Raw genomic sequence first — 25,270 nt, 5'->3', positions numbered from 1 at the left:
TCGCCGCCGACGACCGCGGCCTCCGCGACGCCCTCGACGCCGACGATGGCCGACTCAATCTCCATCGTGCCGAGGCGGTGGCCCGACACGTTGAGTACGTCGTCCACGCGACCCAGTACGGTGATGTAGCCGTCTTCGTCTATCTTCGCGCCGTCTTCGGGGAAGTAGACCCAATCGTCGGGGTCGTCGGAGTCGGTGTCGGAGTACTCCGCCCAGTACTCGTCGACGTACCGCTCGTCGTTGTTGTAGAGGGTACGCAGCATCCCCGGCCACGGCTTCTGGACCGTGAGATAGCCTGCCTGCCCGGCGTCCACTTCGTCGCCGTTCGTGTCCACGACTCGGGCGTCCACGCCCGGAAGCGGCGGCCCCGCGCTTCCGGGTTTCATGGTATTGACGCCCGGGAGGGTCGTGACCATCATGCCGCCGGTCTCGGTCTGCCACCACGTGTCCACGATGGGGCAGTTCTCGTCGCCGATGTGCTTGTAGTACCACTTCCACGCCCGGGGGTTGATGGGTTCGCCGACGGTGCCGAGCAGGCGGAGCGACGAGAGGTCGTGCCGGTCGGGGTAGTCGCTCCCCCACTTCATGAACGCCCGGATGGCGGTCGGCGCGGTGTAGAGTTGGTCGGCCTCGTACTCCTCGATAATCTCCCAGAGGCGGTTGCGCTCGGGGTGGTCGGGGCTGCCCTCGTACATCATCGTGGTCGTCCCGAGCGACAGGGGGCCGTAGACGATGTAGGAGTGGCCGGTAATCCAGCCGATGTCGGCCGAGCAGAAGTACGTGTCCTCGGGCTTGACGTCCAGCACGGCTTGGGAGGTCCAGGCGGTCCACGCGAGATAGCCGCCGGTCGTGTGCTTGACGCCCTTCGGTTGCCCGGTCGTCCCCGACGTGTACATCAGGAACAGCATGTCCTCGGCGTCCCGCGACACCGGTTCGACCTCCGCGCCCTCGTTGTCGTCCACGAGGTCCTGATAGTAGTGTTCGTTCGGTTCGAGGTCGTGACCGTGGCCGTGTTCGCCGAGTCGGTCCACGACCACCACGTTCGACACCTCGTGGCCCACGTCGCCGAGGCCCTCGCGGGTTTTCTCGTAGTGGTCCAAGGCGTCGCCGCGCCGGAAGTATCCGTTCGCGGTGACGAGAAATTGGGAATCGGCCGATTCCATCCGCGTTGCGAGCGCCTCCGCGGAGAACCCGGCGAAGACGACGCTGTGGGGTGCACCGATGCGGGCGCACGCCAGCATGGCGATGGGCAACTCGGGAATCATCGGCATGTACATCGTCACCACGTCGTCCTCGCCGACTCCCATTTCCCGGAGCGCGGCCGCGAACTCGTTGACCTCGCGGTGGAGTTCCTCGTAAGTGTAGGTCCGGTTCTCCTCGTCTACCGGTTCACCGACCCACTCGATTGCGGCCTCGTCGCCGCGCTCGTCCAGATGCCGGTCGAGGCAGTTCGCCGAGGCGTTGAGTTCGCCGCCGGTGAACCACTCGTAGAACGGCGGGTTCGAGTCGTCCAGCACCGTCTCGTACTCTTCGTCCCAGTCTAGAAGTTCTGCCGCCCGCTCCCAGCACTCGGGCCACTCCTCCTCGAACGTCTCGTAGACGGAGTCGTCCGAGACGTTCGCCTGCGCGACGAACTCCTCGGGCGGCTCGAACTCGTCCTGTTCTTCGAGCCGTGCTTCGAGTTCGGCGGTATCTTCGGGCATAAGTACGTTCTACTACTCACTAAGGAGAGCAATAAAGGTTGGCGCGAGTTAGCACGCCAGAACACGGGGGAAGAGCGCCGTTCTCGGCGGAAGGCGACGGAAACTGAGAGTTACGTTCTACTTTCCCGACAGATATGTTCAGTTGAGCGCGTCCACTTCGTCGGTCAGGTCGCCGGGTTCGTCCACCGGGCCGTTGACGAACAGACCGTGGGCGATGAAGAGGGCGGCGACGAGGCCCGCGCCGGTGACGGCGGTCGGAAGCGCGAGCGGGGTCGAGACGCCGAGTAACGCGCCGACCGCCATCGTCGTGACGATAGCGACCAACACGAGGTCGTAGTATTGGACCGTGTAGTTCATACCCGTATTTCGTCGCCACGCCAGAAGAGAGTCGGGACCCGTCTCAGGCGATACTGACCGTCTCCTGATAGCTCCCGTACTCGGCCTCGAACACCTGCATGATTTCGCCCATCGTCGCGTAGACCTTAACCGCGTCCACGATGGCTGGCATCACGTTCTCGTCGCTGTCGATGGCGTCCTGTAGGTCGTCCAGGGTGGCCTCGACCGCGGCGTCGTCGCGCTCCTCCTTGACCTCGGCGAGGCGGGCGAGTTGACGGTCCTGGACCTCCTCGTCGACTTCCAGGATTTCGGGCTTGGTGTCCTGCTCGATTTCGTACTTGTTGACGCCGACGACCGTCTCTTTGCCCTCCTCGACGCGCTCCTGGTACTCGTAGGAGGCGTCCTGAATCTCGCGGTGGAAGTAGCCCTGCTCGATTCCTTCGAGGACGCCGTCGCGGACCGAGCCGTCGCCCATCTCTTTTATCTCCTCGATGTACGCCATCGCCTTCTCCTCGGTCTCGTCGGTCAAACTCTCGACCGCGAACGACCCGCCGAGCGGGTCGGCGATGTCGGCTGCGCCCGACTCCTCGGCGATAATCTGCTGGGTCCGGAGCGCGACCCGGACGGCCTTCTCGGAGGGGAGCGCGAGCGCCTCGTCGAAGCTGTTGGTGTGGAGGCTCTGGGTGCCACCGAGCACTCCGGCCAGCGCCTGAATCGTCACGCGGACCACGTTGTTGAGTGGCTGTTGGGCGGTCAGGCTCTGACCAGCGGTCTGGGTGTGGAACTTGAGTTGCTTGCTGGCCTCGGCCTCGGCACCGTACCACTCGTCCATCACGTCGGCGTAGATGCGCCGGGCGGCCCGGAACTTGGCGACTTCCTCGAAGATGGAGTTGTGGGAGTTGAAGAAGAAGGAGAGTTGCGGCGCGAACTCGTCGATCTCCAGTCCGCGGTCGAGACAGTCCTCGACGTAGGCGAAGCCGTCGGCGAGGGTGAACGCGAGTTCCTGAATCGCGGTCGAACCCGCTTCCCGGATGTGGTAGCCAGAGATGGAGACCGGCTTGATTTTGGGCGTCTCCTCGACCGCGAACTCGATGGTGTCGGTCACGATGTCGAGGCTCGGTTCCGGCGGAATCACCCACTCCTTCTGGGCGATGAACTCCTTGAGCATGTCGTTCTGGAGGGTGCCCCGAATCTCCTCGCGGGGAACGCCCTGCTGGTCGGCCAGCGCGATGTACATCGCGTAGATGACCGGCGCGGAGGGGTTTATCGTGAACGACGTGGAGACCTCCCCGAGGTCGATGCCGTCGAACAGAATCTCCATGTCCTTGAGGGTGTCAACGGCCACGCCCTCCTTGCCGACCTCGCCGTCGGAGAGGGGGTCGTCGCTGTCCTTGCCCATCAGCGAGGGCATGTCGAACGCGGTCGAGAGACCGGTCTGGCCCTCGTCGATGAGGTAGTGGAATCGCTCGTTGGTCTCCTCGGCCGTGCCGAACCCGGCGAACTGGCGCATGGTCCACGTCCGACCGCGGTACATCGTGGGGTATGGTCCGCGGGTGTACGGTTCCTCGCCGGGGAAGCCCAGGTCCTCCTCGTAGTCGAGGTCGGCCACGTCGTCGGGGGTGTAGAGCCTATCGACTTCGAGGTTCGACACGGTGGCGAATCGGTCCTTGCGCTCGCCGTAGGCGTCGAGTACGGGACCCAGCGTCTCTTCCTCCCACTCCTCCTTCGCATCGCGTATCTCGGCGAGATCGTCCTCGTCGTACATACTCGTAATAATTGCCGGACTGTCCATTAAGATTCCGCAAGCGACTCTGCGAGTCGTGTCGTCGGCGCTGTGAGGGTTACGGGCGCGGAACGAGAGGGTGGCGGGCCGCGGAACTCGCAGGCCATCTCGGTCTCGTGAGAAAACCCGGACGACTTCGCGGAAATCCGAACGAAACGGCAGTTCGGCGGGCCTACTGCAACCGCTTCGTGGTCTCCACGAGCGGGTGGCGGGCGTAGTCCACGACCTTCACGTCGTCCAGCGAGTCGAGTCCCTCCTTCTCGGCGGTCTTCTGCATCCCGAGTTCCACGTCGTCGTCCACGAGGATGACGTAGGCGTCCATCTGCTCGACCCCGATTTTGTCGGCGGCCATCACGCGGTGGTGGCCGTCCGCCAGCAGGAGACCGTCGACGGCGTCGATGACCACGAGCGGTTCGGCCAGTCCGCGTTCGAGTTCGTACGTCCGTCCCTCCAACTCGTCGGCGTACACCTTCCCCTGCGTCGGGGTGAGTTCTTCGAGCGGGACCTCTCGGCGGGTCTGCTCGACCTCGGTGTCGTGGATGGATTCGAGCGTCCGCATCAACTTGCCCACCTTCTCGGGAGTCGCGCGCTCTATCTGGGAGCGAATCACGTCGGTGTTCGAGATGATCCCCACGAGGTTTCCTGCGTCGTCCACGACCGGGAGTTTCTGGATGCCCGACCGGAGGATGACGCGCGCGGCGTCGTTGACGTTCATGTCGGGGTGGGCCACGATGAGGTCTTTGCTCATCACCTTGAAAATCGGCTCCTGGTCGTCCGCGAGCAGGAGGTCGCGGGCATTGACGAATCCTTCGACCCGCCGTCCGTCGCAGACGGGGTAGCCGTTGTGTTCGTCGCTCTCGACGATGCGACGCGCCACCTCCTCGACGGTGGCGTCGGGTGAGACCGTCGCCACGTCGCGGGTCATGTAATCTTTGACTTTCGGCTTCCCGTCGGCAGTCCCGCCGTCCGCTGCCGCCACGTCCATGCATGCATGGATGCGGTCGGAGGTGAAAAGGCTTCCCGCTTCACGTTCCTGATACGTACTCGCGTCGTTTCGTGGTCTCGTGGGGGTTGTACCGTGTCTCCCGAGGCGACGAGTGTCGTCGTAATCGGCGTGCGATTCGTCGGTTCGAGGAGGTCGTTCCAGCAGCGGAGAGAGAAAGGGAACCAGTCGATTTCCGGGACACCGCAACCGCACCGTCTCCTCCGGCCTGCACTCGTTTCGCTCGCGTAGACCGCCCGCTAGCTAAACAATAATATTATTTCTCAGACACGCAAAGAGGTTGCTTTCGAACAGGAAAATACATCCATCCATTTCGGCCGGACCGTCGGTCAGTCTTCGTGTTCCGCGACGGTCGCGTCGAAACTCGCCTCGCCGCCGTGGGAGTACTCGCCGTCGGTCTGGGGCGTCGATTGAATCGTCTCGAAGAAACGGTCGGTGATAACGTCACTGACGACGTCGGTCAGCGAGGCTTCCTCCTCCTCTTCGACCGTGCCGAGCAGGCCGAGCGGAATCTGTGCCCCGGCCATGTCGGCGTGGCCGCCCGCGCTTCCGATCTGGTCGAAGGCGGCCCGCATCGTCTCGCCGAGGTCCACGTCGGTCCCGCGGGCGCGCGCCGAGACGAACACCGTACCGTCGCGGAACCCGTAGACCAGCGTCGTGGTTATGTCCTCCATGTCGAGGAGTTGGTCGGCCGCCTGCGCGAGGGCGTCGCGGTCCGACAGCGACCCGACGCAGGTCGCCAGCACCGTCCCCTCGACCCGGCGATTCCGGATGGCCCGCGCCACGGTCTCGAACGTGTCGGCGCTGACCGAGGGGCTTTCGACGCGCTCCAGCATCCCGGTGTCGGCGTGGGGGAGGAGATACGACGCCGCCTCGAAGTCGGCGGTCGAGACCTCGCGGGCGAAGTCCTTGGTGTCCACTCGGATACCGTACAGCAAGCCGGTCGCAACGGCCTCCGAGATGTCGATGCCGAGGCGCTGGATGTGTTCGGCCAGCAGGGTCGAGGTCGCGCCCACGTCGCTCCGCAGATCGATGAACGTCGCGTCGACCGGTTCCTTCGGCGGGTGGTGGTCCACCACCACGTCGATCGGGGTGTCCTCCGGCAGTTGATCGTTGACGCCCGGCCGGGAGTGGTCCACCAGCGCGACGGCCGCGAACTCCGAGAGGTCGAGGTCCGGTCCGGCCTCGAAGTTCCGGAGGTCGAGGTCGAGCAGATTCACGAACGCTCGGTTCTCCTGGTGAGAGATTTCGCCGAAGTAACACGGTTCGGCGTCGATACCGACCTCTTCGGCGATACGGCACAGCGCCACCGCACTGGCGATGGCGTCGGGGTCGGGGTTGTCGTGCATGAACACCGCGAGTTTTCCGTCGACCGCCCGGAGCGTCCGCCGGAGGTTCGCGGTCCGAATCGCGTGGTCGCCGACCGCGACGGTCACCACCTGCTCGACCAGCGCCTCGGTCGGGTCGACCGTCCGGTCGGCGATAGCCGACAGCGCGAATCGCTGGTCGTCGGTCGCGTCGTGGCCCGCGTACGCGAGCAGGTACGCGCCCGGGAACAGGTCGACCGCGAGTTCGGCCGCTCGCCGGTTGGTCTCAGGGTCGTCGCCGGCCACGACGACCACCTCCACGTCTTCGGCCCCGCCCTCGACGGTCTCGGGGTCGGTGGGGTCGCCGGAGGTCGCCGTCACGCCCTCTTCGCGGAGCGCCTCGATTCGACTCTCGGCGTCGTCGATGACCACCAGGCTTCCCGGACCGTCGGCTATCGCCTCTACGAGCGACTGCCCGACGGTTCCACACCCAAGTACCAACCGGGAAACCATCGTACCCGCGCTTTCTGTTGCGCGGCCTAAAGTCTACCGTCTGGGAGCTGAAACCGGCGCTGGCTCGCGGTTTTGGGTGGTCTGGGTTCGGGTCTCTCGTGCGTGAAGACGGCCGTGGGAAATTCGAGTCTCGCGTGCCGGAAACCGGCTCTGCGCCTACGAGGTGCTCCGGGTCTCAGACGTCGGAAACCGGCTACAGGACGTGCTGACGCTAGTTACTCCTCGAGCCGCGGAAGACCGCAACTGCACCGCCACCCACAGCACTGCAAGGGCCTCACACCGCGAAGCCACGCCAGCACGCGCCGGAGTGGACGTGTGCCAGCGCGCAGGAGTGGACGGTCCGGGTGCGGTCAACTGCGAACCCCGTGGCTGTGTCGAAGTAGCGTCCGAAAAACGAAACCGCGAAAGTTGGGGTGAAATCGAAGTCGGTTCGACGGTCGTTCTACGCCACGAGCGCCGCGGCGGCGTCGGTGGCGTACTGCCAGACCGGGCCGAACCCGGGCAGGAGCAGGACCGTGACGACTGCGGCCGCGACCAGCGCGGCGTACAGACCGACCGGCCTCGACTCGATGTCGAACTCGCCCGAGGGGTCTTCTATCCAGAGTGCCTTCACGACCCGAGAGTAGTAGTACAGCGACAGCGCGCTGTTGATAGCACCCACGGCCGCGAGCCACCAGAAGCCCGCGCCGACGGCCGCCGCGAACAGGAAGTACTTGCTCACGAAGCCGCCGAACGGCGGGAGTCCGGCGAGGCTGAACATGAAGACGGTCATCGCCACGCACGCGAACGGTGCCTGCGTGGCCAGACCGTTGTAGTCCTCGAACGTTCGGCCGACCGACCAGTACTCGGCGAGGGCGATGAACAGGAACGCGCCCGTGTTCATGAAGCCGTAGACGAGCAGGTGGGCCATGCTCGCACCGAGGACGAACTGGTCGTTGCCGCCCGTCAGCGCCGCGAGACCGATGAGGACGTAGCCCGCGTGTCCGATAGAGGAGTACGCGAGCATCCGCTTGACTTCTTCCTGAGTGGCCGCGGCGAAGTTACCGAGCGTCATCGTCACGACCGCGAGAATCTGGGCCGCGAGGACCCAGTCCACGCTCGCGGTCGCACCCGTAATCAGCTCTTCGACCGGGAACGCGACCGTGAACACGCGGAACGCCAGGGCGAACCCGGCGGCCTTCGAGGCCGACGAGAGGAACGCCGAGATGGGTGCGGGCGCGCCCTCGTACGCCTCGGGCGCCCAGAAGTGGAACGGGACCGAGGCGGTCTTGTAGGCGAACCCGCCGAGCATCATCAGCACGCCGATGCCGAGTACGCCCGTCAGTTCCGTGTCGGCGACGCCGCTGGCGATTTCGGGCAGCAGCAGCGACCCGGTGACGCCGTACACGAGGCTGACGCCGTACACGAAGATGGCCGACGAGAGCGCGCCGATGAGGAGGTACTTGAGTCCCGCCTCGACGCTCCCGCGGTTCTTCTTCAGGATGGCGACCAGCGCGAACGACGGTAGGCTGGAGAGTTCGAGGCTGACGAACGCCACCGCGAGGCTGTTCGCGGCCGCCATCAGCGTCATGCCCGTCGCGGCCAGCATGACGAGCGCGTAGTACTCCGCCTGATAGGAGTGGTCGCGCATGTAGTCGTAGCTGGCGACCACGACCAGCACGGTCACGCTGGCGAACACGAAGGCGAAGAACAGGCTCATCGTGTCCACGACGAGCGAGTCCTGGTAGAGCCGAATCGGGTCGGCGCCCGTCCCCGCGAACAGGTACCACACCGAGAGTCCGGCCGCCGCCAGCGACCCGAGGGTCGCCGTTCCGGCCAGCAGACCGCGGTTAGCCGAGTTCGGGTCGATGCTGTCCAGGACCAACAGGAGGAGGCCCGTCAGTCCGAGCACGAGCGTCGGACCGAGCGCCATCCACGTCGGTAGCTCGACTGCCATCTATACACCACCTCCGGCCGCCGGAACCAGCGGATTCACTGCGTCCTGAATCATGCCGTAGAAGATGTTCGGGTCCACGCCCAGCAGGATGACCAGCAGGATGAGGACCACGAGCGGAGCCACGTCGTGGAACGCGGCCGGACCGACCTCGTAGTCGGTCTCGACCTCGAACGGTCCGAACAGGGTGCGCTGCATGGCGAACAGCAGGTAGCCGGCGACCACGACGATGCCGAACATCGCGGCTGCCGTGAACCACACCGAGCCAGCGAACGCGCCGAACGAGCCGAGGAAGATGAACAGTTCCGCGGCGAAGCCGGCCATCAGCGGCAGGCCCATGTAGCCGAACGCGCCCGCGACGAACACCGCCACGGTGATGGGCATCTTGCTCGCCAGCCCGGACATGTCCGAGACCATCCGGGTGTGGGTCGTGTTGTAGATGACGCCGACCGACATGAACATCAGTCCCGAGATGAGACCGTGGGCGACCATCTGGAAGGTCGCACCGCCCATGCCGTAGAGCGTGTACGCCACGAGTCCGAGGATGACGTACCCCATCGACGACACCGAGGAGTACGCCACGATGCGCTTGAGGTCGGACTGGGCCAACGCCAGCATCGCGCCGTAGATGACGCTGATCACCGCGAACAGCGCGATAATCTGGGCGTTGTTCTGCGCGACGTTCGGGAGCATCGTGAAGTTGAACCGGAGCAGGGCGTACGTACCCATCTTCAGCAGGACCCCGGCCAGCATGATGGAGACCGGCGTCGGGGCCTCGACGTGGGCGTCCGGGAGCCACGTGTGGAACGGGACGACCGGGACCTTCACCGCGAACCCGGCGAACATGGCGACGAACGCCGCCACCTTCAGCGTGCCCGCGCTGACCGGACCCAGACTACCGAGTTCGCCCGCGCGCAACGCCTGCGCGACGGCGGGCATGTCGAGGGTCGTCACCGAGTCGCCGAGGCCGAACACCAGCGCGATGAACCCGATGAACATCACGAGGCTGGCGATGTTCGTGTAGACGAACATCTTGATGGCGGCGTACTTGCGGCGCGGACCGCCCCAGACGCCGATGAGGACGTACATCGGGACCAGCACCATCTCCCAGAAGACGAACCAGACGAAGAAGTCCAGCGCCGAGAAGACGCCGAGCAGGCTCGCTTCGAGGAAGAGCATCAGTCCGTAGAACTGGTTCTGACGCTCGTCGATGGGGGTCCACGACGCCAGCAGCGCCAGCGACGTGAGTACCGTGGTCAGCGCGACCAGCGGCATGCTGATGCCGTCAAGTCCGACGTGCCAGTTGAGCGCGTACGGTCCCGCGGCGACCCACTCGAAGTTCGTCTCGAAGGCCAACTCGCTGCCCGCCAAGAGGGCGTTACCGCTGGCCTCGTACGTGCTGTACATCCAGAGACTCCCGGCGAGCGGGAGCAGGCTGAGCGCGAACGCGAGTTTCCCCGCCACCTTGCTCGGGGCGAGGAAGACCGCGAGCGCGCTCACCATCGTCACGGCGATGAGTGCTTCGATCCACATTCAGAACCAACCTCCCACGAGACCGATGACGACGAGCAAGACGACGAAACTCGCCGTCAGCAGGAAGGCGTAGTTCGACACCACGCCGGTCTGGACGCGCCTGATGCGACTCCCGCCGAAGAGGCTCACGCTGGAGACGCTGTTGACCACGCCGTCGATGACGCCCTGGTCGAACTTGTCCGCGGCGCGGGCCAGCGGCAGGGTGACGCCTTCCGCGAGCCAGACCTGATACTCGTCCTGGTAGTAGTTGTTGAACAGTACCGTCTTCGCACCACCGAGTTTGTCGGTGTGTTCCTCGGGCGAGGGGACCGCGTAGAGCTTCCACGCGAGTCCGGCGCCCGCCAGCGCGAGCGCCAGCGAGACGCCCGCACCGAGCAGCACCGTCGTCAGCTCCGAGCCGATGGTGCCCGCGGAGTAGTGGGCGAAGTCGTGTGTCAGCTCGCCGTAGTGGTGAGCCGAGAGCGCTTCCGCCCCGCCGTCGAGCCACTGGTGGAGGAAGTCGATCTCCACGCCCAGCAGCTTCTGCACCGGGAGCATGTTGACCAATCCGGCGACGGCCGCGAGGGTACCCAGCACCGCGAGCGGGCCCTTCACGTTCCAGCGCACGCCGTGGGGGTTGCGGGCGGTGTCGGTCCGGGGCTCACCGTGGAAGGTCAGCGCGACCATCCGGAAGGTATAGAACCCGGTGAAGAACACCGCTACCAGACCCATCGCGTACGCGCCGAGCAGCAGCGGACTGTTGAGGCCGTGGACGAGCGCCTCGTAGAGGATTTCGTCCTTCGACCAGAAGCCCGAGAACGGCACGATGCCCGCCAGTGCGAGCGAACCGGAGAGGAACGAGTAGTAGGTCACGGGCATCCGGTCTTTGAGACCGCCCATGTCCCACATGTTCTCGTTGTGGTGCATGGCGATGATGACCGACCCGGCACCGAGGAACAGCAGCGCCTTGAAGAACGCGTGGGTCATCAGGTGGAAGGTCGCCGCGACGTAGCCGCCAGCGCCCAGTCCGAGCATCATGTAGCCGTACTGGGAGATGGTCGAGTACGCCAGCACCTGCTTGATTTCCTTCTTGACGACGGCCATCGTCGCCGCGAACAGCGCGGTGAAGCCTCCGACGAAGGCGATGAGCGCCAACACCTGCGGCAGGAGGGCGTAGAACCCGTAGATGCGCGCGACGAGGTAGACACCTGCCGCGACCATCGTCGCCGCGTGAATCAACGCGGAGACGGGAGTCGGACCCTCCATGGCGTCGGGCAGCCACGTGTGCAGGGGGAACTGCGCGGACTTGCCGACGACGCCGCCGAGGATGAGCAGGCCGAGAACCGCGAACCACGCCTGCGGGTCGAGACCGAGATAAGTCGTCACCTCGGCTGCGCTCTCGCCTGCGAGGACCTGCTCGGCTATGTGGGGGAAGGATTCGAGGCCTTCGCTACCCACGAACATCGACGTGCCGAAGGTGGCGAAGACGCCGACGAGACCGACGAGGAAGAAGTAGTCACCGAATCGGGTGACGAGGAACGCCTTCTTCGCCGCGCTCGGCGGTGCGTCGTCGCGGAACCAGAAGCCGATGAGGAGCCACGAACACAGGCCCACTAGCTCGAAGAACATGAACGCCATCAGCAGGTTGTCCGCGAACACGAACGAGAGCATGCTCGCGGTGAACAGGCCGAGTCCGGCGTAGTACCGGGGCAGGCCCGTCTCGCCTTCGTCGTTCATGTAACCGAGGCTGAAGACGTGGACGAGGAACGCGACCAGCGAGACGATGACGAGCATCATCGTCGAGAGCGGGTCGAGCAGGATACCCAGATGCAGGTCGAACGTCGCTTCGCCCGCGCCTGCGACCCACGTCACGTACTCGTGGTAGGTCTCGCCACCCGACACTTCGAGGAACGCCCACAGCGACAACAGGAGCGAACCGCCCGTGGCGAGGATGCCGGGAATCGCGCCGCCCTTGGGGAGTAGCCGCGGGGCGAACGCGCCGACGAACAACGCGATCAGGAACGATACGAACGGCAGGGCCGCGATGGCCGGTGCCAGTTCGAAGGGGAGTGCTGCCATACGTTTACCACCTCATCGTCGTCGCTTCGGTTACGTCCACGTCCTTGAAGTTACGATACAACACGAGGATGATGCCGATACCGACCGCGACTTCGGCGGCCGCCAGCGCCAGCGTGAACAGGCTGAACGTCTGGCCGGTCAGATTGCCGTGGAACCGCGAGAATGCGACAAGGTTGACGTTCGCCGCGTTCAGCAGTAGCTCCACGCTCATCAGGAACAACAGTGCGTTCCGGCGAGTCAGGATGCCGAAGACGCCGATTGCGAAGATAGCGGCCGAGAGCAGGAGGTAGTACTGTATCGGTACCATCACTCCTCACCTCCGTCCCGTCCGCCGTCGGCGACGACCTCATCGCGCGACGATTCGCCGACGGTTTCCTGCGGCGACCCTTCCTGCTCGACCGCGTCCGAGCGCAGGGCCGACGTGATTTCTCCAGCGTCGTCGCGGCGGGCCAGCATGACCGCGCCGACGAGCGCGGCGACCAGCACCAGGTCGATAATCTCGAAGGGAATCAGGAACCCTTCGCTCGGGATGGCGTTCTCCGCCGGAATGTTGAACATCGCGTAGCCGATGCTGGCGGTGATGCTCTCTCCGTCGGAACCGAAGCCAGCGGCGGCCTCGCCGAACTCCGCGCCGACGAAGACCCACGCCATCACCGCGAACAGTCCGAGAGCGGCCACGCCGGGCAACTTCCGGCCGCGGTCGTCGATACCGACGTCGGGTTCGGTACTTACGTCCCGTTCTTCCCTGTCGTCGTCGTATCCGCTCATACTTTCGATACCTCCTCTGTCTTGGCCTGGCGCGTGAGCATCACGGCGAACGTGATGAGGACGAGAACCCCGCCGACGTAGACGAGGATCTGCATCGCTGCGAGGAACTCGGCCTGCAGCATCACGTAGTGGACCGCGACGGAAAGCAGCGCGACACCCAGCAGTAACGCCGAGTGCCACACGTCCCGCACCAGGACGACGCCCAGACTGCTCGCTATCGTCACGAGAGCGAACAGTCCGAACGTAAGTGTCTCGTATGCCATTTCGGTCACCTTGAAATTCTGGTAATCGTCCTTTTAACGTTTCGAGACGGACTTACTGGTAGTCCACCTCACCTTCGCCCTCGCCGATCCACGCGCCCCGGTCGGGTTCGCGGGATTCGAGGGGGTCAATGTCCTTGTACCACGGGACGTTCTTCAACTGTTCTTTGTTGTACACGAGGTCGTCCTTGGTGTCGCCCGTGAACTCGAAGTTCTCCGTCAGGAGGATAGCGTCCACGGGGCAGACCTCCTCGCACAGCCGACAGTAGATGCACTGTCCGATGTGGAGGTTGTACTGCTCGCCGTTGCGCTGGTCGTCTTGAACGATCTGAATCGTGTCGTTCGGACAGACGTTCTCGCACTGGCGACACCAGATGCAGCGCTCCTGGCTGAACTTGTGGACCCCGCGGAACCGCGGGCTTACTTCGGGTGCCACGTCGGGGTACTCGACCGTGAACGTGGACCCGTCCAGTGCGTGCTTCAGCGTGGTTGCCATTGACTTGAGGACTCCGATCATTAGAGCATCACCCCAACGATGATGGCCGTCAGGACGAGGTTAGCGAAGCTCAGTACGAGCATGCCCTTCCAGCCGATTTCGATGAGTTGGTCGATGCGGACGCGCGGCACCGCCGACCGCGCCCACTGGGTGAACAGGAAGACGGCCCAAATCTTCACGACGAACCAGACGAAGTTCAGCGACTCCGGCAGGAACGGGCCGCTCGCACCGCCGAGGAACAGCGTGGCGATGATTGCGCCGCCGAGGAAGATGTGGAGGAACTCGCCGAGGTAGAACAGCACGAAGTACACCGACGAGTACTCCGTCTGGTACCCCGCGACGATTTCGGTCGGCGCTTCCGGAATGTCGAACGGGTTCCGGCCGACTTCGGCGAGGTTCGCCACGACGAACAGGATGAACGCGAACGGGTTCACGAACGCGAACCACGACGGAATCGTGATGCCCGCGACGGTGAACAGCGCCTCCTGCTGGGCCGCGACGATCTGGCTCATCTGGAGCGTGTCGGTGAACAGCACGACCGACGCCGCCGTGATGATCAGCGGAATCTCGTACGCGATGTTCTGCGCGATGGCGCGCAGACCGCCCATCAGCGAGTACTTGTTGTTCGATGCGTAGCCCGCCATCGCCAGTCCGAGCGTGGCGATGGAGGCGGCCGCGAACACGAACGCCATCCCCGTCTCGGGGTCGGCCAGATGCAGGTTGACGCCGAAGATGTGACCCATCGGGATGACCGCGAATCCGAGCAGCGCTGACGACGCCACCACGAGCGGCGCGAGGTCGAACGCCGGGCGGTCGGCGCCGTCCGGGATGATGAGTTCCTTGCTCAGCAGGCGGACGGCGTCGGCCACGATGATGAGTAGCCCCGCGGGACCCACGCGGTTGACCGCGATGCGGTCGGTGAACGCCGCGGTAATCTTCCGCTTGGCCCACGGCCCTGCGACGCCCGTCATCGCCAACATGATGTTGCCGATGAGGAAGGCAGCGATGAACGCCGCGATGGCTTCCTGCCACGGAGCCATGTTCGCTCCGAACAGCCACTCACCGATGGTCTCGGGGAGCAGGGGTTCGGCCTGTCCCTGGAGCGGGACCAACGACGTCATCAGCGGTCCACCTCCCCGAGAATCACGTCGAGGCTACCCAGTGCGGCCACGAGGTCGGGCACGTACTCGCCCTCGGCCATCGCCTCCAGCGAGTGGAGGTTGTTGAAACACGGACTCCGGATCTTGAATCGGCCGGGCTTGTCGGTGCCGTCCGACCGGATGTAGATGCCGAGCTCGCCCTTGGCACCCTCGACGGCCCGGTAGACTTCGGTGTCCGGGTCGGGCTTGAGCGTCCGGGGGACGTTGGACTGGATGTTGCGCTCGTCTTCGGGCCAGTCTTCGAGCAGGTCGACGCACTGGCTGATTATCTTGGCCGACTCCTCGACTTCGCGCATCCGCACGAGCAGTCGCGCGAAGTTGTCACAGCCGTCCTCGGTGATGACGTCCCAGTCGAGTTCGTCGTAGTAGCCGTAGGGGTCGTCGCGGCGCAGGTCGTAGTCGATGCCCGACGCGCGGGCGACCGGCCCCGTACAGCCGTAGTCCTTGGCGGTCTCGGCGTCGATGACGCCCGTGTCGATGGTACGCTTCTGGAAGATCTCGTTGCCGGTGATGAGGTCGTGGTACTCTTCGAGGGTCTCGGGCAGGTCGTCCATGAAGTCCCGGACCTTCTCGAAGAACTCCTCGCGGGGTTCGGGCAGGTCCCAGACGACCCCGCCGAGTCGGAAGTAGTTGAACATCATGCGCTGGCCGGTCAGGTCCTCCAGGATGTTCTGGACCTTCTCGCGGTCGCGCATGGCGTACATGAAGATGGCCGTGAAGTCGCCGTAGATGTCCAGACAGAACGTCCCGAGCGCCAGCATGTGCGACGCGATTCGGCACAGTTCGGCGCTCATCGTCCGGATAATCTGGGCGTACTCGGGCACCTCGATGTCGTTCAAGTCCTCCGCCACGCGGGCGTAGGCCCACTCGTTGAGCAGGCCGGCAGACGCGTAGTCCCACCGGTCGGGGTACGGCATGATCTGGTGGCGGTAGGTGCCCTGCTGGCACATCTGCTCCTCGCAGCGATGGAGGTAGCCGATGTCGGGTTCCACGTCCGCGACCTGCTCACCGTCGAGGACCGTCTTGACGTGGAGCACGCCGTGAGTCGCGGGGTGGTGCGGTCCGATGTTGAGGAACATCGTGTCCGACTCGCTGTCCTCTTGGCTCTCCGCGAGCGGATTGACGTGTTCGTCCAGCGTGACTATCTGAGGCTTGTCCTGGTCGTAGTCCGAACTCAGCGGGTGGCCCTGCCACGTCTCGGGCAGGAGGATGCGCCGGAGGTCTGGATGGCCTTCGTACTCGACGCCCACGAGGTCGTAGGCCTCGCGCTCGTGCCACTCGGCCGTCTTGTACACCGACGCGGCCGACTCGCTGGCCGGGTTCTCCGGGTCGGTCGGGACGACGACGCTGACCTCCTGGGTCCGGTCGTCGTACTTGGTCAGGTGGTAGATACTCTCGTATCTGTCCTCGTAGTCCTGGGCGGTGAGCATCGAGAGGTGGTCGAATCCGGCCTCGTCGCGGAGGAGTTCGAGCGTCTCCTCGACCTCGTCGGGCCGAACGACGAACCCCTCGGCGTTGAGGTGAGTCTCGCGTCGAATCACCCGGTCGCCGAGCAGGTCCTCGATAGCGTCGTAGTCGACGCCCTCGACCTGTGGAAGGTCGCCCTCGGGCGTCTTCTCTTGGGAACTCATGGTGAATCAGCCCAGTTGTACCGCATTACGAGGGTGTCCTCGTCGATGTCGTCGGCGAGTTTGTCGATGAGTTCGTCCTGTTCGAGGTCGCCGAACTGCTCCAGTTCGTAGGGCTTGACCGTCACTGGACTGGTCTCGCCGTTGGCGATGCGCTCCTGAAGTTTGGCGACGCCGTAGACCAGCGCTTCGGGGCGGGGCGGGCAACCGGGGACGTGGATGTCCACCGGGATGACCTCCTCGGCACCCTTGATGACGTTGTAGCCCTCCTGGAACGGGCCGCCCGAGATGGAACACGACCCCATGTTCACGACGAACTTGGGTTCGGGCATCTGGTCGTAGACGCGCTTCATCCGGGGTGCGAACTTCGAGACGATGGTTCCCGGAACGATCATCACGTCGGCCTGTCGCGGCGACGCGCGGGGGACGCCCGCGCCGAAGCGGTCGAGGTCGTGCTTGACCGCGTAGGTGTGCATCATCTCGATGCTACAGCACGCGATACCGAACTGTAGCATGAACATCGACGACCCACGGACCCAGTTCATGAACTTGTCGAACTTCGTGAGGATGAACGGCGACGAGCCGAACGCCTCCCGAAGCTTGGAGTTGAACCGACTGTCCACGCCCGACATCCGGGCTTCGCGGGTCTTCGTCTGCGGCTCTGTACTACTGTGAATCGTTTCCCGTGGTTCGTTGCTCATTGTCGTTCCACGCTCCGTTGCGAACGGTCGGGGTTGCGGACCCACCGTACGGCACCGTTACGCCACGCCCAGCCGAGACCGATTACGAGAACGCCGATGAACACCAGCATCGGGAGCAGGGCTCCCGTCAGGCCGACGCCCTCCATCGAGACCGCGTTCCTGTAGATGACCGTCCAAGGGAAGATGAGAACGGTCTCGATGTCGAAGACGACGAACAGCAGCGCGACCATGTAGTACTGGATGTTGAAACGGATTCGCGTGCCGCCCGTCGGCACTTCACCGCTCTCGTAGGTGGCGCTTTTTCCTTTCTCGGGCACGGTAGGCCGGAGCAGGCTGGATACCGCCATCATCCCGAACGGTATCAACAGCCCCACCAGCGCCAACGCGCCAATAGCTATCCATGGATTCATGCGGATATTCTCCTACCATCCCGAGATTATGAGCGCACCCTCATAAGCGTTGATTCTTGCGATTCCTACGAATCTGGCCGCCTCGCGTGCGTTTCGCCGGTTTGACGGTTTCTGTCGGGTAACGGAATATTTCGAGTCGGAGTTCCGGAGGTCACGCCGTTCACCGACGCTACGCGGTGGTTGTCACCCGTCCGAACTGACGTTAAGCCGATATAACCGACGGAACCGACGGGACAATCGGATTTTGTCGTTGAATTTTGTCCGCGCGGACGCCACATCCGACTTCTTCCCGAGCGGAACCGGCGTTGATCCTGCGCTCTCTCGACCGAAACGGCGTCACTCGACTGAAACGCGAGGCAAAAACCCGTTCCGTTCGCGCGAACGGACTGCTATACGATTTTCTCGGACGCTTTTTCCTATGTAAGGCAAATGGAGGAGCGATTCTGTATCGCGTATTTCTTTCTCTCGACGAAAGTCCGCGGGCGAGAGACTGCCCGTCGCCCGACCGCCCGACTCGACGCACTCGGCCCGACGACCGATCGCGATTCCGTTCGACCTATCTCCGACCCGTCACTCGCTCCGGTCGCGGAACCCCGGCGTCCCCTCCTCGTGGAGTCGCCGCGACACGTTCGCCACGTCCTCCTGCAAGTCGTCGTGATAGGCCACGAGTCGGTCCCGAAGGTCGCCGTGCCGGCGCGCGAGAATCTGGACCGCCGACAGCGCGGCGTTGAACGACTTGCCCGCGTCCACCGCGACGATGGGTGCGCCGGTCGGCATCCCCATCACGGAGGGGAGCGACTTCTCCTGGACCGGCACGCCGACGACCGGCAGGGGGTAGGCCAGCGAAGCCGTCATGTTCGGGAGGTCCGCGGACTTCCCGCCAGCGCCCGCGATGATCACGTCGAGACCGCGTTCCTCGGCGGTCTCTGCGTAGGCGTACATCAGTTCGGGCGTGCGGTGGGCCGACACGACGTAGGTCTCGAAGGTGAACCGGGCCTCCGGCGGGTCGTCGTAATCGGTGATCTCCTCGAACCCCAACTCGGTCAGGGCGTCGTAGGCCCCCTCGGAGTCGTCGGTCCCGGCCATCACGTCGAGGTCCGAGTCGCTCCCCATGACGATGCCGATTTCGGGCGTCTCCTCGGGGTCTCTGTCGCGCTCTGCCTCCGCTCGCAGGTCGTCGATGAGTCGCTGTAGTTCGCTCATTCAAATTCTCCTGTGGGTCTCACTCGAAGGTCACTTCGTCGCGCAGGTCGCGGGCGTCTCGAAGCAGTCGCTCGGGCGTCTCGTCGTCGCGCCGGACCAGCGTCAGGTGGCCCATCTTCCGGAGCGGGTACACCTCGTGCTTGCCGTACCAGTGATAGCTCGCGCCCGGATGGGCGAGAATCGCCTCGTCGCCCGAAATCTCGGCCCGCTGGCGCTCCTCGACGTCCCCAAGAAGGTTCGCCGACACGACGGGGCCTCGGAGGTCGGTCGCGCCGAGCGGTCGCCCGGTCACGGCGCGGGCGTGTTGCTCGAACTGGGAGGTCAGCGCGCCTTCGATGGTGTAGTGGCCCGAGTTGTGCGGTCGCGGGGCGATTTCGTTCACGAGAATCTCCCCCTCCGGCGTCTCGAAGAGTTCGATGCCGTACACGCCCCGGCCCGACAGCAGGTCCAGCACGTCCTCGGCCACCTCGCGGGCGCGCTCGCCGACTTCCTCGTCGGTCCGGGCGGGAACGACCGTCTCGCGCAGAATCTCCTCGCGGTGGACGTTCTCGCCGAGCGGGAAGGTGGCGGTCTCGCCGTCTCCTTTCGCGCCGATTACCGACACCTCGCGCTCGAACGCCACGAACTCCTCGACCATCGCTCCGCCCGAGACCGAGGCCAGCGCGTCCTCGACCTCGGTCTCGTCCGCTATCGGGACGTTGCCCCGGCCGTCGTACCCGCCTTCGCGGGCCTTCAGCATGACGGGGTAGCCGAACTCCTCGGCGGCCGCCGCCACGTCCGCGCGGTCGTCTACCTGCCGGAACTCCGGCACGGGAATCCCGGCCTCGCGCAGGGTGCGCTTCTGAACCAACTTGTCCTGAATCGTCCGAAGCGTCTCGGGGTCGGGGTTCACGGGCACGTCGTACTCCCGTTCGACCGATTCCAGCAGGTCGGGGTCGGCCAACTCGATTTCGTACGTTAAGTAGTCCGCGCGCGCGGCCAACTCCTGGACGCCCTCCTCGTCGTCGAACTCGGCGACGATTTGGTCGCGGGCGACCGGCGAGGCCGGGCACTCCGGTGTCGGGTCGAGGACGACCACTTCGACGCCGAGCGGTGCGGCCGCCTCCGCCAGCATCCGGCCGAGTTGTCCGCCGCCGACGACGCCGAGCGTCTCTGTGCGGGTCATCTGGTGGTGGGTTGTAGACGGCCCTGCATAAGATTTGCCAACTCGGGCGGCTATTGTGCAAGAACGTGGCCATCGAGTGTCGGTGGCGTCGCGGTGGCTACTGCGTGCCGACCGCGTCGCGGTGTTGGGAAACCGAGCCACCCCCGTTCTCCGGCGGAAGCGCGTCCTCGCGGACGAAGAACACCGTCTCGCTCCCCCAGAGGGTCAGTTCCTCCTCGAAGGCTCGATAGCCGTCGAGGCGCTCGGCGACCTGCGCGCGGTCCCCGGCGCGGGCGACGACGACCGGCGGCGGGTCCGACTCGACCACGCCGAGTTCGGTCGTGCTGTCTACCTCCGCGCCGTACATCTCGGTGTACCACGGGAGCGGCAGGCGGTCGTACCACCCGCCGCCCGCGGCCCACCGGTCGTTCTCGGTCTCGTCGGCGACGTAGAAGTCCGACCCGTAGTACAGCACGTCGATGCCGTCGTTGTGGTTCGCGGCGTAGCGCACTCGTTCGAGCGTCGGCCGGAGACCCTCCGCGGGTTGGCCGTACTGGAGCAGGGCGTTCCTGTCCTCCTCGGCCTCGTCGAGGTACTGGTCGGCCGGATGCTGGTAGGTCGTGCTGACCGCGGTGGCCGCGACCTGTCCGGCGACCAGCAGGACGAGCAGGGCCGCGAGCGTGGCGCTCACGGCGTCGCCGTCGGTCACGGCCTCCGCGCCCCAGCGGACGAGGATGGCGATGCCGACCCCCGCGGGAACCGCCAGCGGGACGACCGCGTGGACGACCTCCCACGGGAACGCGTTCTCCACGATGACGGGGTAGCCGAGGATGCTGACGAACCCCCAGTAGGCCGTGAACGAAACCACGTCGCGGGGCCTGTCGCCGACGTATCGGTCCGCGACGAACCCGACGACTGCCAACACGACGATCGCGGCCGCGCCCTCCCAGAGAACCGCGCCGAGCGACTCGAGCGTCCCGAGGTACGACTTCTGGTTGCCCTCGCCCCACTTGCCGACGAACGACTCCCACGACCCCACGGTGGCCTCTTCGAGTACCGCCGGGAACGTCCCCGGATTGCCGAACGCCTTCCAGAGACCCGGTTCGGAGACACCCTGCGACCGCGGCGCGTAGAAGAAGACGACTACCGCGAAGAAGAAGACGACTCCGAGGACGAGGTGGAGACCCCACCGGTCGTGCCAGAGCGCGCGCCACGTCTCGCGGGCCTGCTCGCGGAGGAAGGCCACCCGGTCGTCGGCCCCGACCACGAGTTGGAGTCGGTGGTCGAACAGGAGGACGGCCGCGCCGAGCCACGTCACCACGTAGACCAGCACGTTCTCCTTCGTGGTGAACGCCAGCGCGACCATCAGCGTCCCGGCGTAGAGGTATCGCGGCTTCCCGGTGTCGAACAGGCGAACGTAGAACGCCAGCGCGTACATCATGAACGCCGCGAGCAGCACGTCGTTGCGCATGAACCGCGAGTAGTACAGGATTACGGGGTTAGCGGCGAAGAACAACCCGACGGCGATCATCTCGACGCGGCGGAGTCGCTCGCGGAACAGCCACGCGGTCAGCGGAAGCAGGCCCGAGACGACGGCGACGGGCAAGCGCGCGAGGAAGTCGCTCGCGCCGAACCACTGGAAGAGATACTTGTTGACGTGATAGAGAAACGGCCCGTGGATGACGGCGTGGTACTCCCAGATGCCGTTCTCGGCGTAGCGTAGAATCCAGTAGCCGACTCGCGCCTCGTCCCAATGGAACACGCGCGTTCCGAGCGCGAACAGTCGAAGCGCCAGCGCCAGCAGTGTCACGGTGAGCACCGCGACTGCGGTTCGCGTACCGACCGCCCGGCGGAACGAACTCACGGAATCGCGGGTCCACCGCCGAGCGCTCGCGGACCTCTCGTCTGCGGTCATCGTTTCCGGAAACCATCCGGAGGGATACAAGTTTTCCGGAGAACGGTAGTTCTTTTACTCGTCCAAACCACGACTCCGACATGGTTTCCCTCGGTCTCGTCGTCTCGCGGTTCAACCGCGAGGTAACTGAGCAGATGGAAGAACGCGCCAACGAGGCCGCCGCCGACCGCGGTGCGGAGGTCGTCGAGACCCTCCGCGTCCCAGGCGCGTACGACGCGCCGCTGGCGGCCGACCGCCTCGCCCGGCGCGACGAAGTCGACGCCGTGGCGGTGGTCGGAACCATCGTGACCGGCGACACGGACCACGACCAAGTTATCGCCGACGCCGCCGCGCAGGGCCTGACCGACGTGAGCCTCGACCGCGACACGCCGATCACCTTCGGCATCAGCGGACCGGGTATGTCGGGAGCGGAGGCCCGCGAGCGCGTGGACAAAGGTGAAGAGGCAGTGAACGCGGCAGTCGAACTTGTGGAGGAACTCTAAGATGGACTTTTCAGACCGAATTCAGCGAGTCGAACCGAGCGCGACCCTCGCAATCAGCAACCTCGCGGCCGAACTGGAGGCCGAGGGCGCGGACGTAGTGGACCTGAGCGTCGGCGAACCCGACTTCCCGACGCCCGAGAACGTCGTCGAGGCCGGACAGGAGGCGATGGACGCGGGCCACACCGGCTACACGTCCTCGAACGGAATCGCTCGACTCCGCGAAGCCATCGCCGAAAAGCTCCGCGGTGACGGACTCGACTACGAGGCCGGAAACGTCATCGTGACGCCCGGAGCGAAGCAGGCGCTCTACGAGGCGGTCCAGACCCTCGTGGACGACGGCGACGAAGTGGTCCTGCTCGACCCCGCGTGGGTCTCCTACGAGGCGATGGTCAAGTTGGCGGGCGGCGACCTCGACCGGGTGGACCTCTCGCCCTACGACTTCCAACTCGAACCCGCGCTGGACGAACTCGGCGAGGCTATCTCCGACGAGACCGAACTCCTCGTCGTCAACTCGCCGAGCAACCCCACGGGCGCGGTCTACTCCGACGCCGCGCTGGAAGGCGTCCGTGACCTCGCGGTCGAACACGACGTGACGGTCATCAGCGACGAAATCTACCAGCAGATCACCTACGGCGCGGAACCGACCAGCCTCGGTACGTTCGACGGCATGGCCGACCGAACCGTCACCATCAACGGCTTCTCGAAGGCCTACTCGATGACCGGGTGGAGACTCGGCTACCTCGCCGGACCCGAGGAACTCATCTCGGAGGCCGGGAAACTCCACTCCCACTCGGTCTCCTGTGCGACCAACTTCGTCCAGCACGCGGGCGTCGAAGCCCTCCGGAACACCGACGACGCGATCGAGGAGATGGTCGAGGCCTTCGCCGAGCGCCGCGAGTTCCTGCTCGAACGCCTCGGCGAGGAGGGCGTCGAAGCACCCGAACCCGACGGGGCCTTCTACCTCATGATGCCGGTCGCCGACGACGACCAGACGTGGTGCGAGGACGCCTTGGAAGAGGCCCACGTCGCCACCGTGCCGGGCAGTGCCTTCGGCGCGCCGGGCTACGCCCGCATCTCCTACGCCAACAGCAAGGAGCGCATCGGCGAGGCCGTCGATAGACTCGTGGACGCCGGCCTGCTGTAGCCGGGGCGACTCCTTTTCGACGGGCGTCGATTCTCGACGCTCGGGAACTGCCAGCTTCCTTAAGGGACGGTCCCTCGTACGTCTCGATACGATTCACCATGTACGACACCATCCTCGTGCCCACCGACGGAAGCGAACACGCCGAGCGGGCCGCCGAGCACGCCCTGCATCTGTCACGCGCGTTCGACGCCACGGTCCACGTCATCAACGTCGTGGACGTGCAGTCGGAGGGCGGTCTGTTCAGTGCCGGCGGCGTAGACGAGGAGTTCGTCGGGCAACTCGAAGACCGCGCCCGAGAGACGATTGCGGAACTCGACACACTGACCGACTCCTCGGACGACGTTCGCACGGCGGTCGTCAAGGGCAAGCCGTCGGAGGGCATCCTCGAATACGCCGACGACAACGACGTGGACCTCGTTCTCATGGGTACGCACGGCCGAACCGGGCTGAACCGGTTCGTCACGGGGAGCGTGGCCGAGCGAGTCGTCCGACTGTCCGACGTCCCGGTGTTCACGGTCCGAGCGACCGAGCGGAGCGTCGTCGGTGACGGCTACGACCCGATTCTGATTCCGACCGACGGGAGCGACTGCGCGACCGCCGCGGTGGACCACGGCATCGCAATCGCCCGGAAGTACGGCGCGACCGTTCACGCGGTCAACGTCGTGGACATCCGGTCTGTGGCGACTGCGTCCGAGGTCGGCCCTGAAGCCGACCTCCTCCAGCAACTCGAGGAGCGCGGCGAAGACGCCACCGAGGCCGTCGCCGAGCGAGCGCGCGAGGCCGGTCTCGACGCCACGACTGCAGTTCGAAAAGCCGTTCCGGCGCGGGGACTGCTCGACTACGCCGACGACAACGACGCTGACCTGATCGCGATGGGGACTCACGGACGAAGCGGTCTCGACCGGCACTTCCTCGGTAGTACGACCGCGAAGGTCGTCAGGGCCGCCGAGATTCCGGTTCTGTCGGTGCGTTCGCCGGAAGAAGACGAGTGACGGCCCTTCGTCGGAGCGCCGTCACTCGTCGCGCGCCGCGTCGGGTGGACCGTCACGCCCGCCCGAGCAGTTGTACCCAGTCGCCGTCCGAAACGGTCTCGACCTCGAACCCCGCGACGTCGGCCAGTTCGCGCAGTTCGTCGGCCCGGTAGAGCGTGAACTGGCGTCGGTCGTCGTCGTAGGTGTCGCCCTCGGTCTCGCCGTCGCCCGCCTTGACAGAGAGGAAGACGACCCCGCCCGGCCGGACCACGCGCCGGAACTCCCCGAGGGTCGCGGGAGCGTCCTCGCGGGGGACGTGGAGGAACGACGCGCAGGCCCACAGGCCGTCGAAGGCGTCGTCCGCGAAGCCGAGGCTCCGCATGTCCATCCGAGCGAACTCGGCGTCGGGGGCGCGGTCGCTCGCGGCCCGGAGGAACGCGGGCGTGAGGTCCACGCCGACGACCTCGTGGCCCGAGTCGGCGAAGGTGGCCGACTCCCAACCGGGACCACAGCCTACGTCGGCGATGCGGGCCGGTTCCGAGTCGGTCGCCCATTCGCCGTCGGGCGGGGTTTCGAACGACCCGAGGAACTGCTCGACCGACTCTCGAATCGGGGAACGGTCGTCGTGGCGTTCTCGGTACTCGTCGGCGACCGACTGATACGTCGAAATCGTGTCCGGGTCGGTCATCGTCTCCGGGTTCGTCGAGGGTTCGTATCAATCTAATTGGATCGGACGCGCCATCCCTCCGGTAGAATTCATAATCGTAGAACATTTACTACGACCGTAGTAATCGTTTTCAAAAGTTTCGTTAGTGACTA

23 protein-coding genes are annotated in these 25,270 nt (G+C 65.3%); 3 read left to right on the top strand and 20 right to left on the bottom strand.

Annotated features, from left to right (window positions below; genetic code table 11):
• The 19 genes from acs to E2484_RS21120 form a co-directional block, all read right to left on the bottom strand.
• A partial coding sequence (gene acs, locus E2484_RS21210) for an acetate--CoA ligase (RefSeq protein WP_137287183.1) occupies positions 1 to 1,703 on the bottom strand: 1,703 nt, incomplete at its 3' end.
• Between the two features lie 138 nt (positions 1,704 to 1,841).
• The gene (locus E2484_RS21205; protein WP_137287182.1) at positions 1,842 to 2,060 is read right to left on the bottom strand and encodes a hypothetical protein; all 219 of its coding nucleotides are present in this window, start codon (positions 2,058 to 2,060) and stop codon (positions 1,842 to 1,844) included.
• A 43-nt stretch (positions 2,061 to 2,103) separates the two neighbouring features.
• The gene (locus tag E2484_RS21200) at positions 2,104 to 3,804 is read right to left on the bottom strand and encodes an acyl-CoA mutase large subunit family protein (RefSeq protein ID WP_137287181.1); all 1,701 of its coding nucleotides are present in this window, start codon (positions 3,802 to 3,804) and stop codon (positions 2,104 to 2,106) included.
• 190 nt (positions 3,805 to 3,994) lie between these two features.
• On the bottom strand, positions 3,995 to 4,807 hold the full coding sequence (locus E2484_RS21195) for a CBS pair associated ParBc domain-containing protein (protein WP_137287180.1): 813 nt from the start codon (positions 4,805 to 4,807) through the stop codon (positions 3,995 to 3,997).
• A 347-nt stretch (positions 4,808 to 5,154) separates the two neighbouring features.
• Positions 5,155 to 6,645: a DHH family phosphoesterase gene (locus E2484_RS21190; protein ID WP_137287179.1), complete on the bottom strand. Its 1,491-nt coding sequence runs from the start codon at positions 6,643 to 6,645 to the stop codon at positions 5,155 to 5,157.
• A gap of 442 nt (positions 6,646 to 7,087) precedes the next feature.
• Complete coding sequence (locus E2484_RS21185) at positions 7,088 to 8,581, bottom strand: NADH-quinone oxidoreductase subunit N (protein ID WP_137287178.1); 1,494 nt, start codon at positions 8,579 to 8,581, stop codon at positions 7,088 to 7,090.
• A complete protein-coding gene (locus E2484_RS21180; protein WP_137287177.1) occupies positions 8,582 to 10,111 on the bottom strand; it encodes a complex I subunit 4 family protein in 1,530 nt (509 codons plus the stop codon).
• Positions 10,112 to 12,169, bottom strand: coding sequence for an NADH-quinone oxidoreductase subunit L (nuoL, locus tag E2484_RS21175; RefSeq protein WP_137287176.1), 2,058 nt, complete (start codon positions 12,167 to 12,169; stop codon positions 10,112 to 10,114).
• Positions 12,170 to 12,173: 4 nt separating this feature from the next.
• The gene (nuoK, locus tag E2484_RS21170) at positions 12,174 to 12,476 is read right to left on the bottom strand and encodes an NADH-quinone oxidoreductase subunit NuoK (protein ID WP_137287175.1); all 303 of its coding nucleotides are present in this window, start codon (positions 12,474 to 12,476) and stop codon (positions 12,174 to 12,176) included.
• Positions 12,476 to 12,937: an NADH-quinone oxidoreductase subunit J family protein gene (locus E2484_RS21165; protein ID WP_321112880.1), complete on the bottom strand. Its 462-nt coding sequence runs from the start codon at positions 12,935 to 12,937 to the stop codon at positions 12,476 to 12,478. The genes nuoK and E2484_RS21165 overlap by 1 nt, the downstream gene beginning before the upstream one ends.
• Complete coding sequence (locus tag E2484_RS21160) at positions 12,934 to 13,200, bottom strand: NADH-quinone oxidoreductase subunit J (RefSeq protein ID WP_137287194.1); 267 nt, start codon at positions 13,198 to 13,200, stop codon at positions 12,934 to 12,936. Before E2484_RS21160 ends, E2484_RS21165 begins: the two co-directional genes overlap by 4 nt.
• Before the next feature lie 52 nt (positions 13,201 to 13,252).
• Entirely contained in the window at positions 13,253 to 13,714 is a 462-nt protein-coding gene (locus E2484_RS21155; protein WP_137287174.1) for a NuoI/complex I 23 kDa subunit family protein, read from the bottom strand.
• Complete coding sequence (locus E2484_RS21150) at positions 13,714 to 14,814, bottom strand: complex I subunit 1/NuoH family protein (RefSeq protein WP_137287173.1); 1,101 nt, start codon at positions 14,812 to 14,814, stop codon at positions 13,714 to 13,716. Before E2484_RS21150 ends, E2484_RS21155 begins: the two co-directional genes overlap by 1 nt.
• On the bottom strand, positions 14,814 to 16,484 hold the full coding sequence (locus E2484_RS21145) for an NADH-quinone oxidoreductase subunit D (protein WP_137287172.1): 1,671 nt from the start codon (positions 16,482 to 16,484) through the stop codon (positions 14,814 to 14,816). Before E2484_RS21145 ends, E2484_RS21150 begins: the two co-directional genes overlap by 1 nt.
• Positions 16,481 to 17,182 carry an NADH-quinone oxidoreductase subunit B gene (locus E2484_RS21140; protein WP_137287171.1) on the bottom strand — a complete coding sequence of 234 codons (702 nt, stop codon included), beginning with the start codon at positions 17,180 to 17,182 and terminating at the stop codon, positions 16,481 to 16,483. The genes E2484_RS21145 and E2484_RS21140 overlap by 4 nt, the downstream gene beginning before the upstream one ends.
• Complete coding sequence (locus E2484_RS21135) at positions 17,179 to 17,592, bottom strand: NADH-quinone oxidoreductase subunit A (RefSeq protein WP_137287170.1); 414 nt, start codon at positions 17,590 to 17,592, stop codon at positions 17,179 to 17,181. Before E2484_RS21135 ends, E2484_RS21140 begins: the two co-directional genes overlap by 4 nt.
• Before the next feature lie 570 nt (positions 17,593 to 18,162).
• Entirely contained in the window at positions 18,163 to 18,795 is a 633-nt protein-coding gene (purE, locus tag E2484_RS21130; RefSeq protein ID WP_137287169.1) for a 5-(carboxyamino)imidazole ribonucleotide mutase, read from the bottom strand.
• A 19-nt stretch (positions 18,796 to 18,814) separates the two neighbouring features.
• Positions 18,815 to 20,014 (bottom strand): 5-(carboxyamino)imidazole ribonucleotide synthase, encoded by a 1,200-nt coding sequence (locus E2484_RS21125; protein WP_321112888.1) that lies wholly within the window; start codon positions 20,012 to 20,014, stop codon positions 18,815 to 18,817.
• 43 nt (positions 20,015 to 20,057) lie between these two features.
• Positions 20,058 to 21,854 carry a flippase activity-associated protein Agl23 gene (locus E2484_RS21120; RefSeq protein ID WP_137287167.1) on the bottom strand — a complete coding sequence of 599 codons (1,797 nt, stop codon included), beginning with the start codon at positions 21,852 to 21,854 and terminating at the stop codon, positions 20,058 to 20,060.
• An 80-nt stretch (positions 21,855 to 21,934) separates the two neighbouring features.
• On the opposite strand from E2484_RS21120, the gene ribH reads away from it, so the two are divergent.
• The 3 genes from ribH (at position 21,935) to E2484_RS21105 (ending at position 24,472) form a co-directional block, all read left to right on the top strand.
• The gene (gene ribH / locus E2484_RS21115; RefSeq protein WP_137287166.1) at positions 21,935 to 22,336 is read left to right on the top strand and encodes a 6,7-dimethyl-8-ribityllumazine synthase; all 402 of its coding nucleotides are present in this window, start codon (positions 21,935 to 21,937) and stop codon (positions 22,334 to 22,336) included.
• A gap of 1 nt (position 22,337) precedes the next feature.
• The gene (locus E2484_RS21110) at positions 22,338 to 23,480 is read left to right on the top strand and encodes a pyridoxal phosphate-dependent aminotransferase (protein WP_137287165.1); all 1,143 of its coding nucleotides are present in this window, start codon (positions 22,338 to 22,340) and stop codon (positions 23,478 to 23,480) included.
• A 98-nt stretch (positions 23,481 to 23,578) separates the two neighbouring features.
• Positions 23,579 to 24,472 carry a universal stress protein gene (locus tag E2484_RS21105; protein WP_137287164.1) on the top strand — a complete coding sequence of 298 codons (894 nt, stop codon included), beginning with the start codon at positions 23,579 to 23,581 and terminating at the stop codon, positions 24,470 to 24,472.
• A gap of 52 nt (positions 24,473 to 24,524) precedes the next feature.
• Here E2484_RS21105 and E2484_RS21100 read toward each other — a convergent pair whose 3' ends face one another.
• Positions 24,525 to 25,139 carry a class I SAM-dependent methyltransferase gene (locus E2484_RS21100; RefSeq protein WP_137287163.1) on the bottom strand — a complete coding sequence of 205 codons (615 nt, stop codon included), beginning with the start codon at positions 25,137 to 25,139 and terminating at the stop codon, positions 24,525 to 24,527.
• Between the last annotated feature and the right edge of the window lie 131 nt (positions 25,140 to 25,270).

It is taken from the genome of Halorussus salinisoli (assembly GCA_005239435.1).
In the GTDB taxonomy this organism is placed as follows: domain Archaea; phylum Halobacteriota; class Halobacteria; order Halobacteriales; family Haladaptataceae; genus Halorussus; species Halorussus salinisoli.
This window is presented reverse-complemented; position numbering and strand designations above follow the sequence as displayed.

Coding starts and splice junctions, on each gene's coding strand:
- E2484_RS21195 (WP_137287180.1), bottom strand. CDS start 4,807: ATGGACGTGGCGGCAGCGGACGGCGGGACTGCCGACGGGAAGCCGAAA.
- E2484_RS21100 (WP_137287163.1), bottom strand. CDS start 25,139: ATGACCGACCCGGACACGATTTCGACGTATCAGTCGGTCGCCGACGAG.
- E2484_RS21120 (WP_137287167.1), bottom strand. CDS start 21,854: ATGACCGCAGACGAGAGGTCCGCGAGCGCTCGGCGGTGGACCCGCGAT.
- E2484_RS21150 (WP_137287173.1), bottom strand. CDS start 14,814: ATGACGTCGTTGGTCCCGCTCCAGGGACAGGCCGAACCCCTGCTCCCC.
- E2484_RS21110 (WP_137287165.1), top strand. CDS start 22,338: ATGGACTTTTCAGACCGAATTCAGCGAGTCGAACCGAGCGCGACCCTC.
- nuoK (WP_137287175.1), bottom strand. CDS start 12,476: ATGGTACCGATACAGTACTACCTCCTGCTCTCGGCCGCTATCTTCGCA.
- E2484_RS21190 (WP_137287179.1), bottom strand. CDS start 6,645: ATGGTTTCCCGGTTGGTACTTGGGTGTGGAACCGTCGGGCAGTCGCTC.
- E2484_RS21180 (WP_137287177.1), bottom strand. CDS start 10,111: ATGTGGATCGAAGCACTCATCGCCGTGACGATGGTGAGCGCGCTCGCG.
- E2484_RS21200 (WP_137287181.1), bottom strand. CDS start 3,804: ATGTACGACGAGGACGATCTCGCCGAGATACGCGATGCGAAGGAGGAG.
- E2484_RS21145 (WP_137287172.1), bottom strand. CDS start 16,484: ATGAGTTCCCAAGAGAAGACGCCCGAGGGCGACCTTCCACAGGTCGAG.
- E2484_RS21135 (WP_137287170.1), bottom strand. CDS start 17,592: ATGAATCCATGGATAGCTATTGGCGCGTTGGCGCTGGTGGGGCTGTTG.
- nuoL (WP_137287176.1), bottom strand. CDS start 12,169: ATGGCAGCACTCCCCTTCGAACTGGCACCGGCCATCGCGGCCCTGCCG.
- E2484_RS21160 (WP_137287194.1), bottom strand. CDS start 13,200: ATGGCATACGAGACACTTACGTTCGGACTGTTCGCTCTCGTGACGATA.
- E2484_RS21105 (WP_137287164.1), top strand. CDS start 23,579: ATGTACGACACCATCCTCGTGCCCACCGACGGAAGCGAACACGCCGAG.
- E2484_RS21185 (WP_137287178.1), bottom strand. CDS start 8,581: ATGGCAGTCGAGCTACCGACGTGGATGGCGCTCGGTCCGACGCTCGTG.
- E2484_RS21205 (WP_137287182.1), bottom strand. CDS start 2,060: ATGAACTACACGGTCCAATACTACGACCTCGTGTTGGTCGCTATCGTC.
- E2484_RS21140 (WP_137287171.1), bottom strand. CDS start 17,182: ATGAGCAACGAACCACGGGAAACGATTCACAGTAGTACAGAGCCGCAG.
- E2484_RS21165 (WP_321112880.1), bottom strand. CDS start 12,937: ATGAGCGGATACGACGACGACAGGGAAGAACGGGACGTAAGTACCGAA.
- E2484_RS21155 (WP_137287174.1), bottom strand. CDS start 13,714: ATGATCGGAGTCCTCAAGTCAATGGCAACCACGCTGAAGCACGCACTG.
- ribH (WP_137287166.1), top strand. CDS start 21,935: ATGGTTTCCCTCGGTCTCGTCGTCTCGCGGTTCAACCGCGAGGTAACT.
- purE (WP_137287169.1), bottom strand. CDS start 18,795: ATGAGCGAACTACAGCGACTCATCGACGACCTGCGAGCGGAGGCAGAG.